This is a genomic window from Paenarthrobacter sp. NPDC089988 (assembly GCF_044748465.1).
In the GTDB taxonomy this organism is placed as follows: Bacteria; Actinomycetota; Actinomycetes; order Actinomycetales; family Micrococcaceae; genus Arthrobacter.
Map to the genome: position 1 here is coordinate 132,217 of NZ_JBIVGD010000010.1, position 16,361 is coordinate 148,577.

17 protein-coding genes and 1 tRNA gene are annotated in these 16,361 nt (G+C 63.9%); 7 read left to right on the plus strand and 11 right to left on the minus strand.

What is annotated here, in order from left to right; genetic code table 11:
• Nucleotides 1-21 precede the first annotated feature (21 nt).
• The gene (locus ACIPV6_RS13560) at nt 22-1,041 is read left to right on the plus strand and encodes a PHP domain-containing protein (RefSeq protein WP_400271372.1); all 1,020 of its coding nucleotides are present in this window, start codon (nt 22-24) and stop codon (nt 1,039-1,041) included.
• 57 nt (nt 1,042-1,098) lie between these two features.
• Here the strand turns inward: ACIPV6_RS13560 and ACIPV6_RS13565 are convergent, their stop codons facing one another.
• A complete protein-coding gene (locus ACIPV6_RS13565) occupies nt 1,099-2,715 on the minus strand; it encodes a cation acetate symporter (protein ID WP_400271373.1) in 1,617 nt (538 codons plus the stop codon).
• Nucleotides 2,712-3,092: a DUF485 domain-containing protein gene (locus tag ACIPV6_RS13570; protein ID WP_400271374.1), complete on the minus strand. Its 381-nt coding sequence runs from the start codon at nt 3,090-3,092 to the stop codon at nt 2,712-2,714. Before ACIPV6_RS13570 ends, ACIPV6_RS13565 begins: the two co-directional genes overlap by 4 nt.
• A gap of 211 nt (nt 3,093-3,303) precedes the next feature.
• Here ACIPV6_RS13570 and ACIPV6_RS13575 point away from each other — a divergent pair, with 211 nt between their 5' ends.
• Genes ACIPV6_RS13575 through ACIPV6_RS13595 form a run of 5 tightly spaced genes read left to right on the plus strand, consistent with a single transcriptional unit; the run spans nt 3,304 to nt 7,774 of the window.
• Complete coding sequence (locus tag ACIPV6_RS13575) at nt 3,304-4,482, plus strand: sensor histidine kinase (protein ID WP_400271375.1); 1,179 nt, start codon at nt 3,304-3,306, stop codon at nt 4,480-4,482.
• A 15-nt stretch (nt 4,483-4,497) separates the two neighbouring features.
• Nucleotides 4,498-5,217, plus strand: a complete 720-nt coding sequence (locus ACIPV6_RS13580) for a LytR/AlgR family response regulator transcription factor (RefSeq protein WP_400271376.1) — start codon at nt 4,498-4,500, stop codon at nt 5,215-5,217.
• Nucleotides 5,214-5,567 (plus strand): hypothetical protein, encoded by a 354-nt coding sequence (locus ACIPV6_RS13585; protein WP_400271377.1) that lies wholly within the window; start codon nt 5,214-5,216, stop codon nt 5,565-5,567. The genes ACIPV6_RS13580 and ACIPV6_RS13585 overlap by 4 nt, the downstream gene beginning before the upstream one ends.
• Nucleotides 5,564-7,033, plus strand: a complete 1,470-nt coding sequence (locus tag ACIPV6_RS13590; protein ID WP_400271378.1) for a cation acetate symporter — start codon at nt 5,564-5,566, stop codon at nt 7,031-7,033. The genes ACIPV6_RS13585 and ACIPV6_RS13590 overlap by 4 nt, the downstream gene beginning before the upstream one ends.
• Nucleotides 7,034-7,078: 45 nt before the next feature.
• A complete protein-coding gene (locus ACIPV6_RS13595) occupies nt 7,079-7,774 on the plus strand; it encodes a hypothetical protein (RefSeq protein WP_400271379.1) in 696 nt (231 codons plus the stop codon).
• Here the strand turns inward: ACIPV6_RS13595 and ACIPV6_RS13600 are convergent.
• The 6 genes from ACIPV6_RS13600 to rpsB all read right to left on the minus strand — a co-directional run bounded on the left by ACIPV6_RS13600 (nt 7,771) and on the right by rpsB (nt 12,624).
• Nucleotides 7,771-8,355, minus strand: a complete 585-nt coding sequence (locus ACIPV6_RS13600; protein ID WP_400271380.1) for a DivIVA domain-containing protein — start codon at nt 8,353-8,355, stop codon at nt 7,771-7,773. The two genes, ACIPV6_RS13595 and ACIPV6_RS13600, sit on opposite strands and share 4 nt — an antisense overlap.
• Nucleotides 8,356-8,375: 20 nt before the next feature.
• Nucleotides 8,376-9,311 (minus strand): phosphatidate cytidylyltransferase, encoded by a 936-nt coding sequence (locus tag ACIPV6_RS13605; RefSeq protein WP_400271381.1) that lies wholly within the window; start codon nt 9,309-9,311, stop codon nt 8,376-8,378.
• Nucleotides 9,311-9,868, minus strand: coding sequence for a ribosome recycling factor (frr, locus tag ACIPV6_RS13610; RefSeq protein ID WP_397323913.1), 558 nt, complete (start codon nt 9,866-9,868; stop codon nt 9,311-9,313). Before frr ends, ACIPV6_RS13605 begins: the two co-directional genes overlap by 1 nt.
• 102 nt (nt 9,869-9,970) lie before the next feature.
• Complete coding sequence (gene pyrH / locus ACIPV6_RS13615) at nt 9,971-10,708, minus strand: UMP kinase (RefSeq protein WP_400271382.1); 738 nt, start codon at nt 10,706-10,708, stop codon at nt 9,971-9,973.
• Between the two features lie 121 nt (nt 10,709-10,829).
• Nucleotides 10,830-11,666 carry a translation elongation factor Ts gene (gene tsf / locus ACIPV6_RS13620; protein ID WP_400271383.1) on the minus strand — a complete coding sequence of 279 codons (837 nt, stop codon included), beginning with the start codon at nt 11,664-11,666 and terminating at the stop codon, nt 10,830-10,832.
• A gap of 121 nt (nt 11,667-11,787) precedes the next feature.
• Nucleotides 11,788-12,624: a 30S ribosomal protein S2 gene (gene rpsB / locus ACIPV6_RS13625; protein WP_397323910.1), complete on the minus strand. Its 837-nt coding sequence runs from the start codon at nt 12,622-12,624 to the stop codon at nt 11,788-11,790.
• Between the two features lie 401 nt (nt 12,625-13,025).
• On the opposite strand from rpsB, the gene ACIPV6_RS13630 reads away from it, so the two are divergent.
• Nucleotides 13,026-13,544, plus strand: coding sequence for a M23 family metallopeptidase (locus tag ACIPV6_RS13630; RefSeq protein ID WP_400271384.1), 519 nt, complete (start codon nt 13,026-13,028; stop codon nt 13,542-13,544).
• Nucleotides 13,545-13,549: 5 nt separating this feature from the next.
• On the opposite strand, the gene ACIPV6_RS13635 is transcribed toward ACIPV6_RS13630, so the two are convergent.
• From ACIPV6_RS13635 to ACIPV6_RS13645, 3 genes are all read right to left on the minus strand, one after another.
• Nucleotides 13,550-14,740, minus strand: coding sequence for an acyl-CoA dehydrogenase family protein (locus tag ACIPV6_RS13635; RefSeq protein WP_400271385.1), 1,191 nt, complete (start codon nt 14,738-14,740; stop codon nt 13,550-13,552).
• 210 nt (nt 14,741-14,950) lie between these two features.
• Nucleotides 14,951-15,024 (minus strand) — tRNA-Ile (locus ACIPV6_RS13640).
• An 84-nt stretch (nt 15,025-15,108) separates the two neighbouring features.
• Nucleotides 15,109-16,305, minus strand: coding sequence for a glycosyltransferase (locus ACIPV6_RS13645; protein WP_400271386.1), 1,197 nt, complete (start codon nt 16,303-16,305; stop codon nt 15,109-15,111).
• Nucleotides 16,306-16,361 lie beyond the last annotated feature (56 nt).

Here is a 16,361-nt window from a genome sequence, read left to right on the forward strand (position 1 = left end):
TCCTTCGTGGAGGATAGAGCCATGGATCCCGTTGAGGCGCTCGATGAAATCTCCTTCTGGCTGGAACGCAGCCTGGCTCCCACCTTCAAAGTCCAGGCCTTCCGCAAAGCCGCCGACATCGTCCGGCAGCTTCCGCCCGGTGAGCTGCCCCGGTTGGTGGCGGCCAACCGGCTGACGAGCCTCAAAGGCGTAGGGAACCGCAGCGCCGAGGTGATCGTCCAGGCCCTGGAGGGTGGTGTTCCCGATTACCTGGAGGACCTCCGGGAGCGCGGCGCCCAGCCGCTCGCGGCCAACGGCCACCACCTCGCATCCGCCCTCCGCGGCGACCTCCACAGCCACAGCAATTGGTCCGACGGCGGATCACCGATCGAAACCATGGTGGCGGCTGCCCGTACCCTTGGCAGGGAGTACCAGGCCCTTACGGACCACTCCCCCAACTTGACCATAGCCAACGGCCTCAGCGCCGAGCGGCTCGACGAACAACTGGGAATCGTGGACGGCATCAACGCCGGCCAGGACGGCTTCCGGTTGCTCAAGGGCATCGAAGTGGACATCCTGGAAGACGGCACCCTGGACCAGACACCGGAAATGCTGGACCGGCTGGATGTGGTTGTTGCCAGCGTCCATTCCAAGCTGCGCTCCGATCACCAGACCATGACCAAAAGAATGCTCGGCGGCATTTCGGATCCGCACACCAACGTTTTGGGGCACTGCACCGGCAGGCTGGTGCAAGGTTCGCGGGGCACCCGGCCGGAGTCCGAGTTCGACGCGGCGAAAGTGTTCAAGGAATGCGCGGAGTGGGGCGTGGCGGTGGAGATCAACTCACGGCCGGAGCGGCAGGACCCGCCCGAGCGGCTCATCAAGATGGCCCTCGACGCCGGCTGTCTCTTCAGCATTGACAGCGACGCCCACGCCCCGGGCCAACTGGATTTCCTGCAGTACGGCGCCGAGCGTGCGGAGGCCGCGGGCGTCCCCCGGGAACGCATTGTCACCACCTGGCCGCTGCAGCAGTTGCAGGAATGGCTGGCCCTGAAAAAGTAGGCCACGCAAAAGAGCCCCCGCCGCCGGTGGCGGCAGGGGCTCCCGTTCGTGGACGGCTTAGTGGTTCACCGCCTTCTCGGCGCCGACGCCGGTCAGCGAGCGCACTTCCATCTCGGCTTGCTTGGCCGCATCCTCCTTGCGCTTGTCCAGCACGGTTCCCAGCCAGCCAAGGAAGAAAGCCAACGGGATGGAAACGATCCCAGGGTTGCTCAGCGGGAAGAACGCGAAGTTGGCTCCTTGGATCATGGAGGTCTTGGCGCCCGAAACAACAGGCGAGAAAGTGATCAGCAGGATCGCCGCGGCGAGGCCTCCGTACATGCTCCAGATCGCGCCCTGGGTGGTGAACCTCCGCCAGAACAGCGAGTAGATGATGGTTGGCAGGTTGGCTGAAGCGGCGACGGCGAAGGCGAGCGCAACGAGGAACGCAACGTTCTGGCCGTTGGCGAAGATGCCTCCAAGGATGGCCAGGATGCCGATCACCACCACGGTGCGGCGGGCCACCTTGACCTCGGTGGTTGCGTCCGCCTTGCCCTTGGAGATGACATTCGCGTAAATGTCGTGGGCGAAGGACGCCGCCGCGGTGATTGTCAGGCCGGCCACCACTGCCAGGATCGTGGCAAAGGCGACGGCGGAAATGAAGCCCAGGAGCAGCGGTCCGCCCAGGTGGAAGGCCAGCAACGGAGCTGCCGAATTAACGCCGCCGGGGGCCGACTTGATGGTCTCGGCACCTACCAGCGCGGCAGCACCGTAGCCGAGGACCAAAGTGAAGAGGTAGAAGAGCCCGATCAGCCAGATGGACCATACTACGGACTTGCGTGCCTCCTTGGCGGTGGGAACGGTGTAGAAGCGCATCAGGACGTGCGGCAGGGCGGCGGTACCGAGGACCAGGGCCATGCCCAGGGACATGAAGTCCAGTTTGGACGTCTCGGTCTTGCCGTACTGCAGGCCAGGGTTGAGGACTGCGGGGTTGTTGGCGGTTTCGGCAGCGGAGCCGAGGAGGCTGGACAGGTTGAACCCGTAGATGGCCAGGACCCAGGCCGTCATGACAGCTGCGCCGGCGATGAGCAGGATGGCTTTGATGATCTGCACCCAGGTGGTGCCTTTCATGCCGCCGATCAGGACGTACATGATCATGAGGGCGCCGACGACGATGATCACCAGGGCTTGTCCGCCCCAGTCGCTGATGCCCAAGAGGAGCGAAATGAGGCTTCCCGCGCCGGCCATCTGGGCCAGCAGGTAGAAGAAGCAGACAGCCAAGGTGGACAGGGCGGCAGCGATGCGGACCGGGCGTTGCCGCAAGCGGAAGGAAAGGACATCCGCCATGGTGAACTTGCCGGTGTTCCGGAGCAGTTCGGCCACCAGCAGGAGCGCAACGAGCCACGCCACAAGGAAGCCGATGGAGTAGAGGAAACCGTCGTAGCCGTTGATGGCGATGGCACCCGTGATACCCAGGAAGGACGCCGCGGACAGGTAGTCGCCGGCGATCGCCGTTCCGTTTTGCGACCCGGTGAAGGACCGTCCTGCTGCGTAGTAGTCGGCCGCGGTCTTGTTGTTCCGGCTCGCCCGGAAGACGATCACCATGGTGACCGCGACGAAGAGGGCAAAGATACCCATATTCAGGAGGGTGGAGTCTTTCAGGGCAGAAACTTCCACTGCGGGGACCATGGTGTTCATTGGGCTCCCCCGCGGGTCATGGTGCCGGACTTGTCGAACTCGTGGCCTTCGATCTCATTGCGGATTTCGGCGGCGATGGGGTCCAGCTTCCGGTTGGAGTAGCTCACGTACCATGCGGTGATGCCGAACGTGGTGACGAATTGGAGCAGGCCCAGGATCAGGCCGACGTTGATGTTGCCCCAGACCTTGATGGACATGAAGCCCACCGCATAGTCGGCCAGCAGGACGTAGGCGAAGTACCACAGCAGGAACGCTGCCGCCATGGGGAAGACGAAGGTCCTGTGCCGCTTCCTCAGTGTCTTGAACCGTTCCGTTTGCTGGACTTCCTGGAAGTCCACGGACGCCGCGGCGTCCTGGGGTTGGGCTTCGTTACCCATGGGTTCCTCCTGGTTGTGGTGTGTCCACATCGGCACCGTCTGCGTTACAAGCTCCTGCACGCCAATGTGACTCCACTCACTATCGAACGCCGTCCGAGGCTGGTTCCAGCACCCAGGACCAAGCCGTCGCTCAGCGGTCCCGCTCCTGCGCCGAACGGCGGGAGGCGGGTGCCGGCGTCGTACTTTGGCCTGATTGGCTACGCTAGGCTCCATGCCCGATTCCCCGCTCTTCACCGCGGCCGCAATAGCCGTGATCGTGCTGGCCGTCGCCGTGGTGGTGGGTGTTGGCCTGAAAGTGGTGCGTTCCTTCCGGGACCTGGGAACCGATGCCGAGCGCGCCACGTACAACACCCTCCATGCAGCGTCGCGCGCCGGACAGCACCTCCGCGGCGGGTTGACGGAAGCGGGGGCCGCCAAGGCCAGCAAACAGTTGCGGACCCTCCTGGCCTGTGATGCGCTGGCCATCACGGACACCGGGACGGTACTGGCGTGGGACGGGGTGGCAGAAGACCTGAAGCCCCATCTGATGGGCCTTGCCACCAGCGTCCTTACGAGCGGGCGGACGGCGGTTGTCCCGCACGCAGCGAACACCCCGGGAAGCTACAGCGCCGTCATCGCCCCGATTCGTGCCGGTTCCCGCGTGGTGGGCTCCGTCGCGGCGTTGGCACCAGCGGCCGGCGCAGGCCTGGTCCGCGCCACCAGCGAGGTGGCGGACTGGATCGGCACGCAGCTTGAGCTGGCCGAACTGGAATCCTCCCGGACCCTCCTCATGGAGGCCGAGGTCCGCGCCTTGCGTGCCCAGATCAGCCCCCACTTTATCTACAACTCGCTGAACGCCATCGCGTCCTTCATCAACACCGATCCCGCCCGTGCCCGGGAACTCGTGGTGGAGTTCGCCGACTTCACCCGCTACTCGTTCCGACGCCACGGAGACTTCACCACAGTGGCCGAGGAGCTGCGGTGCATTGACCGCTACCTGCTCCTCGAACGGGCGCGCTTCGGTGAACGGGTCCAGGTCAGCTTGCGCGTGGCCCCCGAAGTTCTGAGCACTGTCATACCGTTCCTCAGCCTGCAGCCACTTGTGGAAAATGCCGTCCGGCACGGCCTTGAGGCAAAGGAAGGGCCGGGCCACATCACCATTTGCGCCAACGATTCGGGGGCCTTCGCCGAGGTCACCATCGAGGACGACGGCGTGGGGATGGATCCCGAGCACCTGCGGTCCGTCCTGGCCGGACACATTGACGGGGACCACGTGGGGCTCCGGAACGTCGATGCACGGCTCCGTCAGGTCTACGGCGACCAGCACGGTTTGGTGATTGAAACCGCCCCCGGCGAGGGCACCCTGATCACCATGCGGGTGCCCAAATCCCAACCGGGCCATGATGCGTGAGGCTAGTCTTTAATCATGATCAACGTGCTCGTCGCTGATGACGAACTGCCCGCAGTGGAGGAGTTGGCCTTCCTGCTGGGGCGTGACGGCCGGATTGGTGCCATCCACCGGGCATCATCCGGCGCCGAGGCCCTCCGTACCCTCGAGAACGAGTCCGTTGACGCTGTGTTCCTCGACATCCATATGCCTGCTTTGTCCGGCCTGGACATCGCCCGCGCCATTTCACGCAGCAGCAACCCGCCCGCCGTCGTTTTTGTCACCGCGGACGAAGACTGTGCCCTGGAGGCTTTCGACCTCGCAGCGATCGACTACCTGCTCAAGCCTCTCCGGGCCGAGCGCCTGTCCCGTTCCGTGGACCGGATCAGCGAGCTCATCAAGGATGGTGCCCCGGCTCCGGAGATGATCACGGTGGACCTCGGCAGCACCACCCGGATGATCCGCCGGGACGACGTCAGCTACGTCCAGGCCCAGGGTGACTACGCCCGGCTCCACACGGCCGAGGCGAGTTACCTGATCCGCGTGCCGCTCAGCGACCTTGAACAACAGTGGGCGCAGGCGGGCTTCATCCGGATCCACCGCAGCTACCTGATCGCACTGACCCACGTGGGACACCTGAAGCTGTCGGCGACCAGTCCCAGCGTCACAGTGGCGGGCGCCGAACTGCCCATCAGCAGGCGGCACCTGCCCGCCGTCCGTGACAAGCTGCAGGCCACCCGCCCCCGGCCGCAAGGATGACGCGCGTTCGGGTCACGGCGCCACGGCAGGCGGCCAGGACGGCCCCCGGAAAGTCCCTTGATGCCGCAGAGGACTCCGATGCCGGGCAGGTCTTCATCCGTTCCCTGGTCCGTTCACAATTGCGCCTGGCCTTGGTGGTGGGCTGCGGCTTCCTCCTGATCCTGGCCGCCTTTGCCATCTTGCTGGTGTACGGACCCGGCGTGGCGGGGACCCGCGTGTTCGGGATCCCCCTCGACTGGCTCCTGCTGGGGGCAGGCATCTACCCGGTGATCGGCCTCAGCGCCTGGCTGTTTACCCGGGCGGCCGCAAGGAACGAGGCCCGGTACCGCGATCTTGTGGAGGACAAGTGAATCCTGTGGTTGGCTTGACCGCCTTCGTTGCCGTTTCACTGGCGACGGCGGCAATCGGCTTCTATGGGCTGCGTATCTCCCGCACCACGGGAGACTTCTATGTTGCCTCCCGAACAGTGCGGCCGTGGTGGAACGCTTCGGCCATCGGTGGCGAGTACTTGTCCGCCGCGAGCTTCCTGGGAGTGGCCGGCCTCATCCTGCTGTCCGGGACGGATGCCCTCTGGTTTCCAGTAGGCTACACCGCCGGCTATCTGATGCTCCTGCTCTTTGTGGCCGCTCCCCTGCGGCGTTCGGGCGCCTACACCATCCCAGACTTCACCGAGTCCCGCCTCGATTCGAAAGCCGTCCGCCGGGTCACCAGCCTGGTGGTGGTGGCCGTCGGCTGGTTGTACATCGTTCCGCAACTGCATGGCGCTGCCCTCGCCATCCGCATCACCACCGGACTGCCGTCGTGGGTCGGTTCGACGGCGGTGGTACTGGTTGTGTGCCTCACGGTCGTGGCAGGCGGCATGCGGTCAATCACGTTCGTCCAGGCCTTCCAATACTGGTTGAAACTGACTGCCCTGGCGGTTCCCGTGGTTTTCGTCCTGCTGGTGCTCGCGGGAAACGGCACCTCGCCGGAGGCTCCGCTTCCCGTCAATCCAACCGGCCAGGCTGCCGCGAGCGGGTACCAGAACATCTCGTTGATGGTGGCCCTGCTTTTCGGCACGTTGGGGCTCCCCCATGTCCTGGTGCGCTTCTACACCAATCCGGATGGGCAGTCCGCCCGGCGCACCACCCTGATCGTGCTCGGCCTGCTCTCCGTTTTCTATCTCTTCCCCACGTTGGCCGGGGCCGTGGGCCGTGTGTTTGCCCCCGATCTCGCCCGGGCCGGGCAGTCGGACGCCTTGGTGCTGTTGCTTCCCGGAAGGCTGGTGGGCGGTCCTGCCGGCGACCTTTTGTCCGCGTTGGTGGTGGCAGGGGCTTTCGCCGCCTTCCTGTCCACCACTTCAGGACTGGTGGTCTCGCTGTCCGGGGTCATCAGCCAGGACCTGTTTGGAGGCAGCGTCCGCGGTTTCCGCCTCGCAGCGCTGCTGGCCGCCGTCGTTCCCTTGGGTTTTGCCCTCATGACGGACACCTTGGCACTGGCCGGAAGCGTGGGCCTGGTGTTCGCGTTTACGGCCTCAACCATTTGCCCCGTCCTGCTTCTGGGGATATGGTGGCGCGGACTCACCGACGCGGGAGCCATAGCCGGCATGGTGACCGGTGGGCTGCTGTGCGGCGGCGCCATGGTGGTGGGAACCGCGCTGGGTGCGGCGGTGGCTCCTGCCTGGCTGGCCCAACCTGCAGCCTGGACCGTCCCGGCCGCCTTCGCTGCAACCATCGGCGTCTCCTTGTCCACCAAGGGCAGAATCCCGTCGTCAGTGAACCGCGTGATGACCCGGCTCCACGTCCCCGAACGGCCCGTGGCCACAGAGCGGCCCTGACCGGCACCCGTTGTCCGGGGACCGTACAAGGTGGACAATGTGGCCATGTCCCAACAGCCGGGACCGGCCGAAACCGAACCGCCCGCCGCCCAGCCCCTGTCCTCGCCCAGCATCAGGGCCCAACTGCTGGCCACGGAACACTGGAGCCTGCTGGCTTCCCGAAGCACCACCCAGGGCGAAGTCCTCACCCGCATCAGCATGTTCCTCACCTTCACCTCGGCGAGCCTGCTCAGTGTTGCTTTGGTGGGCAACGCCACCCAGTTCTCGGACGCCTTCCGGGCCTTCGCGCTGACCATCCTCAGCATCGATGTGCTGGTGGGGTTGCTCACCCATATCCGCGTCATGACCGTCGGCATGGAAGACCTCATGTACGTCATCGCCATGAACAGGCTTCGGGCGGCCTATGTGGACCTGGAACCCGGTATCGCACCGTACCTGATGGCCTCCTACACCGACGACGAAGCGGGCGCCCGGCGCACCTATTACTTCCTGGGGGCGCGCAGGGACTTCACGCAGGTTGCCGGAAGCAGCATGGTGTTCATGGGCACAGTCAATGCAGCCCTCATCGGATTGCTGGTGGGGTCTGCACTGCTGATTGCCGGGGTGGCCATGCCACTGGCTGTTGGAATCGCCATCATTGCGGCCCTGGCGTTCTTTGCCACGTCACTGCTGCGTGGAAAGCGGCGGTACGACGAGGTGTGGCGGAACAACCCGCCGATCGCACCTGGTCGAATAAATTAGTCGATGGCGGCCATCAGCTCGACCACGCGGTCCAGGAAAGCATCCACCTGGGCTTCCTCGTAGCCGGCGTCGCCCTTGGCTGCGCGGAACACGGCACGGCGGACGGTATCCACGCTCAAGGCTTGGTCGTTTTCCAGATAGCCGATGAGCTGCATGCAGAGGGCGTCGACGTCCTGGACGTTGTAGCTGCGGACCTTCTTCCGGGCGGGCCGCCGGAAGCGTTCACCGTCCGGCCGGTGCAGGCGGCCCCGGAGCACGCCAGATAGCTTGCCGATCTGTCGGAGCCAGGCTTCCTCGCCCTGCTGGTTGATCAGGTCATCGCGTTCCCTGCGGGCAAAGGCATCTTCGAGGCGGTCCAAAGCGGCATCAACGCTGTGGGCGTCATAGCCGCCCTTGACGGGATCGAACGCTACATCGCGTACATCGCTGCTGGCCACGTGCTCCGCAGCTCCAACGGAATTCTCGAACGAGTTGCGGGCGCGGTTCAGGAACGCGTCCACCTGCTTGGCGTTGTAGCCGTACTTGCTCCGCTCCACGCGGTCGAACGTTGCGGGAATCTGGCGTCGAATATCCAAAGCCATCAATTATCCTTCGTTGGTTGTCAGACGCCGCTGAGCAGCGCGAACAGAATATAGGCCACAGGGGCGGCGAACACTATTGAATCCAGGCGGTCCATTACACCACCGTGGCCCGGGAGGATGCTGCTCATGTCCTTGACGCCGAGTTCGCGCTTGACCATGGATTCGGCGAGGTCACCGGCCGTGGCAGCGGCAACCATGCCGATGGCCAGCACCAAACCAACCCACCACGGCTTGTCGAGGATGAAGAGGCAAGCCAGCACGCCAATCACCATGGCGCCACCAACAGAACCCGCGAAGCCCTCCCAGGATTTCTTGGGGCTGATCTTCGGGGCCATGGGGTGCTTCCCGAACGACGCGCCCACAATGTAGCCGAAGGTGTCATTGGCTACGACGAGCAACAGCATGGTGGCGATCTGCCAGGCCCCGCCGGGAATGCCCTCGGGCCAGACTCCCACCGGGGTGGCGCCGCCGCTTGAATGCAGCGGCAAAGCGGCGAAGCTGATCAAAAACGGCACCCACGCGAGAGTGAAGACTCCCGCGAAAACACTGCGCGGCGCACCGGCAGCGCTTTCGATGGACCGCCACAGGAGCACGGCCACGCAGCTCGCCACCATGGTGAAAAGCAGGCCTTCGAGGCCACCAAAGAACGCCGAAACAGGCAACGCGAGGGTGCCCGCCATCACCGGAACCACGGGCATGCGGGTGCCTTGGGCTTCAAGCGCGCGGAAAACCTCCCACACACCCAACACGGCGAATGCCGTCACCAGGAGGACAAAACCGAGGGGCAGGAACAGCAGTCCCCCCAGGACGGCGATGAGCATGGCAAGTCCGACGCCGATGGCGGCCGGCAGGTTGCGGCCCGCCTTCGGCGTGGGGTTCCCGCGCGAACGCCTTGCGTCCTTGCGGGTTTCGCGTGTCGGGGCCCGCTCAGCGGGCGCCGGCTCTGCCTGGTTCATCAGACCTCGAGCAGCTCGGCTTCCTTGCGCTTGAGCAGTTCGTCGATGCTGTCGACGTGCTGCTTGGTGAGGGCGTCCAGTTCCTTCTCCGCACGTGCGCCCTCGTCCTCGCCGGCTTCGCCGTCCTTCACAAGCTTGTCCAGGGAGTCCTTGGCCTTGCGGCGGATGCTGCGGACAGAAACCTTGGCGTCTTCACCCTTGCCCTTGACGATCTTCACGTATTCCTTGCGGCGCTCCTGGGTGAGCTCCGGGATGGTCACGCGGATGACATTGCCGTCGTTGGACGGGTTGGCCCCAACCTCGGAATCGCTGAGGGCTTTTTCGATATCGCGGAGGGCGGACTTGTCGTAAGGGGTGATCAGGATGGTCCGGGCATCCGGCACTGCGAAGGAAGCCAGTTGCTGCAGCGGAGTGGGCGTGCCGTAGTATTCCACGATCACTTTGTTGTAGAGCCCGGGGTTGGCCCGGCCCGTACGGATCGAGGCGAAATCCTCCTTGGCTACCTCAACCGCCTTGTCCATCTTTTCGCCGGCTTCGAGCAAGGTTTCTTCGATCACGGGGTCTCTCTCCTCAAATAGTCGCTGCCCGGCTTCGGGCGGCCATGCACAGTAAAGTTCCGCCACCAAGGGCGGATGGTCCTGGAAATATCCTAGCCGCTGCTACGGAGTAACCAGCGTTCCGAGCGTTTCTCCGCGGATGGCGCGGGTAACGTTGCCCTCGCCTTCCATACCGAACACCACCATGGAGAGCTTGTTGTCCTTGCACATGGTCATGGCAGTCTGGTCCATCACGCGGATGTCGCGGCGCAAGGCGTCCTCGTAGCTGAGGACGTCGAGTTTCTCGGCGGCCGGGTCCTTCTTGGGGTCTGCGGTATAGACGCCATCCACACCGCTCTTGGCCATCAGGACCACGTCGGCGTGGACCTCGAGGGCACGCTGCGCCGCAACGGTGTCCGTGGAGAAGTAGGGAAGTCCTGCGCCGGCACCGAAGATGACCACGCGGCCCTTTTCCATGTGGCGGATGGCGCGGCGGGGAATGTAGGCCTCGGCTACCTGGCCCATGGTGATGGCGCTCTGGACGCGGGTCTCGACGCCGGCCTGCTCCAGGAAGTCCTGGAGGGCAAGGCAGTTCATGACCGTACCGAGCATGCCCATGTAGTCGGCTCGGGAACGGTCCATCCCGCTCTGCGAGAGTTCGGCGCCGCGGAAGAAGTTGCCTCCGCCCACCACGATTGCGACTTCGACGTCGGAAACTGCGGCGGCGATCTGCTTGGCAATGGCACGTACGGTTTCGGGATCGACGCCGAGCTTGCCTCCGCCGATGACCTCGCCGGAAAGCTTCAGAAGTACACGGCGGCGGGTCTTCTCGGGCTGGATTGCAGTGTTGTCGGTTTCCATGGTGCCTTCCCGTTGGTGGACTTTGGCTAGATTACAGTGCTGTGGGTCCGTACAGGTACTTGCCGGACGGGTGCATGAAAAAGGGGCGGCCACCGAAGTGACCACCCCTTTTCATGACTTGCTAGTTTCCGACGCGGAAACGGGTTACTGCGGTTGCCTTGACGCCGGCCTCTTCGAGGACCTGTGCAACGGTCTTCTTGGAGTCCTTGGCGAATGCCTGGTCCAGCAGCACTTCACCCTTGTAGAAGCCGGTCACGCGGCCTTCGACGATCTTGGTGAGGGCGGCTTCCGGCTTGCCTTCGGCCTTGGCGGTCTCTTCGGCGATGCGGCGCTCGGACTCGACGAGCTCGGCCGGAACGTCCTCGCGGGTGAGGTAGTTCGGAGCCATGGCTGCAACGTGGACGGCGACGTCGTGTGCGGCAGTGGCGGCGGCTTCGCCTTCACCGTCAACAGCAAACAGAACGCCGACCTGTGCCGGGAGGTCCTTGGAGGTCTTGTGCAGGTAAGCGTCTACCGTGGTGCCCTCGATGCGGGAGATACGGCGGACGACAACCTTTTCGCCGAGGACTGCGCCCTCTTCGATAACGACGTCGGCAAGCTTCTTGCCGTCGACCTCGGTCGCGAGCAGGGTCTCGAGGTCGGCAGCGCCGGACTCGACTGCTACGTTGAGGACCTTGTCAGCCAACTGGATGAACTTGTCAGCCTTGGCAACGAAGTCGGTCTCGCAGTTGACCTCGATCATTACGCCCACGCCGCCGGTGACCTTGGCAGCAACCAGGCCCTCCGCGGTGGAGCGGCCTTCGCGCTTGGTAGCGCCCTTGAGGCCCTTGATGCGGATGATTTCGATGGCCTTCTCGGCGTCACCGTTGGCCTCGTCAAGAGCCTTCTTGACGTCCATCATGCCGGCGCCGGTGCGCTCACGCAGGGCCTTGATGTCAGCAGCAGTGTAGTTCGCCATATGAACCCCTCTGTGTAGAAATTTTTGTGTTTACGTACTGACAGGACGGCAACCCACCCCGTGGGCCGCCATCCTGTTAGTTGCCCCCGATGCGGTTGCCCGCGTCAGGGAAGGTCCAGATTTACTTGGCTTCGGCTTCGCCGGCTGCAGCCTCAGGAGCCTCGGCTGCTTCAGCGGCCGCTGCTTCTGCCTTGCTGCCTTCGAGGAGCTCGCGCTCCCACTCGGCCAGCGGCTCTTCCGGAGCCTCGGTGGTGCCGGTGGCGCGCTGGTTGCGGGCGATGAGGCCCTCGGCAACGGCGTCGGCAACAACGCGGGTGAGCAGGTTGACGGAGCGGATGGCGTCGTCGTTGCCCGGGATCGGGAAGTCGACCTCGTCCGGATCGCAGTTGGTGTCCAGGATGGCAACAACCGGGATGTTCAGCTTCTTGGCTTCGTCAACAGCAAGGTGTTCCTTCTTGGTGTCAACAACCCACAGAACGGAGGGAGCCTTGGTCAGGTTGCGGATACCACCGAGGTTGGACTCAAGCTTGGTGAGTTCGCGCTTGAGGAGCAGGAGCTCCTTCTTGGTGTAGCCCGAGCCTGCGACGTCCTCGAAGTTGATTTCTTCGAGTTCCTTCATGCGCTGGATACGCTTGGCAACGGTGGAGAAGTTGGTGAGCATACCGCCCAGCCAACGCTGGTTCACGTACGGCTGGCCAACGCGGGTAGCCTGCTCGGCAATTGCTTCCTGGGCCTGCTTCTTGGTGCCGACGAACAGGACGGTGCCGCCGTGGGCGACAGTAGCCTTGACGAACTCGTAGGCGCGGTCGATGTAGGACAGCGACTGCTGGAGGTCAATGATGTAGATGCCGTTGCGCTCGGTGAAGATGAAGCGCTTCATCTTCGGGTTCCAACGACGGGTCTGGTGTCCAAAGTGGACGCCGCTGTCAAGCAGCTGGCGCATGGTTACGACGGGCATGCCGACGCTCCTTCCGGCAGGTCATTCATGAGAGAACCCCTGGGGCTCTCTTACCCTGCCAATAGTTGACGGTTGTTCAGCCGTTGCCCGGACAGGCACGGCTCCTGGCATCCATTGCACTTCCCATCCGGCATGGGTTCATGGCCGGACCGCAGGAGGCACAATCCTCCGCAGCCTGAAGCCACAAGGCTTCGCTGGTGGAGGGCTGGATACGCGTAGTCAATCTGGGTCCCCCGCACATCTGAATGAGACATGCTCCTGAACAAGCTTGAGGGCACAGCAAACTGCTCCACTTAGTGTACTACAGCGGCCCCACTCTTTTGACCGGCCATCGAGGCCACTTGTCCACATAGGGCGCCGCAGAGATCGCTCCACACCACGGCGTGCGGAAGCCTTGGGGAATGGCCATCACCAAGCTCATTCCACTGGTCCTTGCCGCCCTGCTGGCCGGCCCCATCGATGCTCCCGCCCCGGCTCCGGCACAGCACCACTGGGCGTGGCCACTCTCCCCCAAGCCCTCCGTGCAGCGGACGTTTGATCCGCCGGACAAACCGTGGCTCAGCGGCCACCGGGGCGTGGACTTGGGAGTAACGCACGACGGCGGAGCCACCGCCGGGGCGGCGGTCACCTCTCCCGCCGAGGGCGTTGTCACGTTTGCCGGGGTGGTTGTGGACCGGCCCGTCCTGACGATCGACCACGGCGACGGCCTGCGCAGCAGCTTCGAACCGGTCCTCAGCGACTTGAAGCCCGGCGACCACGTAGCCAAGGGCGATGCCATCGGTACCGTGGCAACCGCTTCCGGGTCAGGCCATTGCCCCGGCACATGCCTGCACTGGGGTGTCCGCAGCGGCGAGGAGTACATCAACCCCCTGGGATTGGTTCAGGACCTCCGGCCCTCCATCCTCCTGCCGCTGGACTGAATGCCTCAGACGATGGCCGAGACCCCCGTGATGGCGCGGCCCGCAACCAGGGTGTTGATCTCGTACGTTCCCTCGTAGGAGTAGATGGCCTCGGCGTCAGCGAAGACTTTGGCCATGCCGTAGTCCGTGACAATGCCGTTGCCACCAAGGATGCTCCGGCCCAACGCGACGCTTTCGCGCATGCGGGCGGTGGTAAAGGCCTTGGCCAGCGCCGACTGCTCATCCCGGGCCGCACCGGCGTCTTCCAGTTGGGCCAACCGCACCATCATGCCCATGGATGCCACGGCATTGCCCAGGATCTGGACCAACTGGTCCTGGATCAATTGGAAGGCTGCCAGTGGGCGGCCGAACTGCTGGCGCTCTACTGCGTAGCTGCGGGCAATGTCGAAGGCAGCAAGCTGCAGTCCCACTGCTTGCCATGCAACGGCCAGGCGCGTGACCTTAAGGACCTTGTTGGTGTCGCGGAAGCTGTTGGCGTGGGCAAGCTTGAAGAACTCCGGAACCACCACGTTGTCCAGGGTGATGTCGGCGTTCTGGACGGTGCGCAGCGAAATCTTGTTCTCGATCTTGCTGGCGGAGAAACCCGGAAGGGACGTGTCCACCAGGAAGGCCTTGACCTGGTTGTCCTCCACGTCCTTGGCGTAGATAACCACCCAATCGGAGAACGTGGCGTTACCGATCCAGCGCTTGGCGCCGTTGAGTACCCAGGTGTCACCCTCGCGCCGGGCGGTGGTGCGCGTACCACCGGCCACATCGGATCCGCCGAGCGGCTCGGTCAGGCCGAAAGCGCCGATCTTCTTGAGCGAGTAGATGTCCGGCAGCCAGGCATCCTTCTGCTCCTGGGAGGCCAGGGCTTCTATGGAGCCCGTGAACAGGCCGTCGTGCACGCCCATGAAGGTAGCGATCGACGCGTCTGCCCTTGTGACTTCGGCATGGAGGATACCGGCAAAGAGGTTTGAGTAACCCTGCCTGCGGACCGGGCTCACGAGGTCCAGCTCGGCAAGCTTGGGGATCAGTTCCATGGGGAATTCCGCGCGGTTCCAGCAGTCCACCGCCACGGGCTTGACCTCCCGCGCCAGGAATTCGCGGACTTCTGCCAAACGGTCTTGCTCCTTGCCGGTCAGCAGTTGCTCAAACGCATAGAAGTCACCATCGGCATACGGAAGGCTGGAGGGGTCGAAGGCGGGGTTGGGCATGTTCTCTCCTTCAGAGGTGGTCAGCAGTGACCACGTCAGGGGCAGCAAAGTTACCGGTGAGTAGATGTTACTGATGAGTAACTTACCGCACCTGTGCCGGCCACCGCAACGCCCTCCCGCGAAACACCCTGCCCTGCGCAAGAAGCACCCGCCTGAAACAAGTAAGGAGCCGTGGTCGACGTTCAAACGTCAACCACGGCTCCCTTGATGTAGGGCTACTCGGACTTGAACCGAGGACCTTAGGATTATGAGTCCCGCGCTCTAACCAGCTGAGCTATAGCCCCGTGGATGCCCGGGAAACCGCCGCGAAGCAGCTGTTCCGGGCAAAGCACTCCAGCAATTCTAATGGCTGTGAAGGAGTGCTTTGGTCACACCACCTTGTCCTCGTAGCTGGCCCCGCGGTACAGGTCCTCGAACGTCTGCAAGGTGCCGTTAATGCTGTGTGGCTCAACCATTTCGCGGCTGACTTTACCCATGGCCTTCAGCTGGTCCTCCGGCAGTTCCACGAGCTTGGTGATCTTGGCGGCCAGCTCAGTGCTGTCGTTCGGCGTGAACAAGTACCCGTTCTCACCGTCACGGACCAGGTGCGGCAGGGCCATGGCATCGGCAAGCAGCACAGGCGTAGAGGCTGACATCGCCTCAAGTGTCACCAGCGACTGCAGTTCAGCCGTGCCGGGCATGCAGAAGATATCAGCCTTGATGTAAGCCGCCCGCAGGTCTTCGTCGCTGGCAAGGCCCAGGAACTTGACCCTGTCGCCCAGTCCCAGCCGGGCCACCTGGGCTTCGAGCGCGGGCCTGACTTCGCCGCCGCCGACGATTTCCAAGTGGACGTTGAGTTCCCGGGGCGTCTTGGCCACGGCATCGATCAGCACGTCAACGTGCTTCTCCTCGGCCAGGCGCCCGGCGAAGAGGACCGTGGGGTGGGGATGCGGCTCCATGGTTTCCCCTTGCTGGAGTTCGTAGGCCGCGGAATCGATGCCGTTGGACAGGGGCAGGACCTTCCGCAGGAACGCGTGCTGGTGCATGGCCTTGGCCGCAAGGGGCGTAGGCGTGGTGACAACGTGGGCCTGGCCCATGACCTTGCCCATGTCCTTCCATGAGATCCGGCCAATGATGTTCTTGAACCATTGCGGGAAAGGCAGGAACGGGTTGAGGTTTTCGGGCATGAAGTGGTTGGTGGCCACAATGCGGATGCCACGCTTCACGGCCTCGTACAGGACGTGCTCGCCGATCATGTAGTGGCTCTGGATGTGCACCACGTCCGGTTGGACCTTGTCGAAGAGGAGGCTGATTTCCTTCTTGATTTCCCACGGAAAGCAGATCCGGAAGTACTCGTGCGTTGGGACGCTGTGCGAACGGAGCCGGTGGACGGTGGCCTCATCACGGAATTCCGTGAAGCTCTTGCCCGTGTCCTGTCGGCAGGCCAGCACGTGCACGTTGTGACCGCGCGCCGTCATTCCCTTGGCCAGGCGGTAGCCGAACTGCGCGGCGCCGTTGACGTGCGGCGGGTAAGTGTCCGCCGCGATCAGGATGTTAAGGGGTTTGTTGGTGTCGGGAATGGTCACGATGGAGAACTCCTGATGGTCACGGTGCGGACAGCATGAGTGGTGGCAATGCTGCG

Bases quoted from the DNA above. Each gene is read 5' to 3' on its own strand.
- ACIPV6_RS13560 (WP_400271372.1), top strand. From the start codon at position 22: ATGGATCCCGTTGAGGCGCTCGATGAAATCTCCTTCTGGCTGGAACGC.
- ACIPV6_RS13565 (WP_400271373.1), bottom strand. From the start codon at position 2,715: ATGAACACCATGGTCCCCGCAGTGGAAGTTTCTGCCCTGAAAGACTCC.
- ACIPV6_RS13570 (WP_400271374.1), bottom strand. From the start codon at position 3,092: ATGGGTAACGAAGCCCAACCCCAGGACGCCGCGGCGTCCGTGGACTTC.
- ACIPV6_RS13575 (WP_400271375.1), top strand. From the start codon at position 3,304: ATGCCCGATTCCCCGCTCTTCACCGCGGCCGCAATAGCCGTGATCGTG.
- ACIPV6_RS13580 (WP_400271376.1), top strand. From the start codon at position 4,498: ATGATCAACGTGCTCGTCGCTGATGACGAACTGCCCGCAGTGGAGGAG.
- ACIPV6_RS13585 (WP_400271377.1), top strand. From the start codon at position 5,214: ATGACGCGCGTTCGGGTCACGGCGCCACGGCAGGCGGCCAGGACGGCC.
- ACIPV6_RS13595 (WP_400271379.1), top strand. From the start codon at position 7,079: ATGTCCCAACAGCCGGGACCGGCCGAAACCGAACCGCCCGCCGCCCAG.
- ACIPV6_RS13600 (WP_400271380.1), bottom strand. From the start codon at position 8,355: ATGGCTTTGGATATTCGACGCCAGATTCCCGCAACGTTCGACCGCGTG.
- ACIPV6_RS13605 (WP_400271381.1), bottom strand. From the start codon at position 9,311: ATGAACCAGGCAGAGCCGGCGCCCGCTGAGCGGGCCCCGACACGCGAA.
- pyrH (WP_400271382.1), bottom strand. From the start codon at position 10,708: ATGGAAACCGACAACACTGCAATCCAGCCCGAGAAGACCCGCCGCCGT.
- tsf (WP_400271383.1), bottom strand. From the start codon at position 11,666: ATGGCGAACTACACTGCTGCTGACATCAAGGCCCTGCGTGAGCGCACC.
- rpsB (WP_397323910.1), bottom strand. From the start codon at position 12,624: ATGCCCGTCGTAACCATGCGCCAGCTGCTTGACAGCGGCGTCCACTTT.
- ACIPV6_RS13630 (WP_400271384.1), top strand. From the start codon at position 13,026: ATGGCCATCACCAAGCTCATTCCACTGGTCCTTGCCGCCCTGCTGGCC.
- ACIPV6_RS13635 (WP_400271385.1), bottom strand. From the start codon at position 14,740: ATGCCCAACCCCGCCTTCGACCCCTCCAGCCTTCCGTATGCCGATGGT.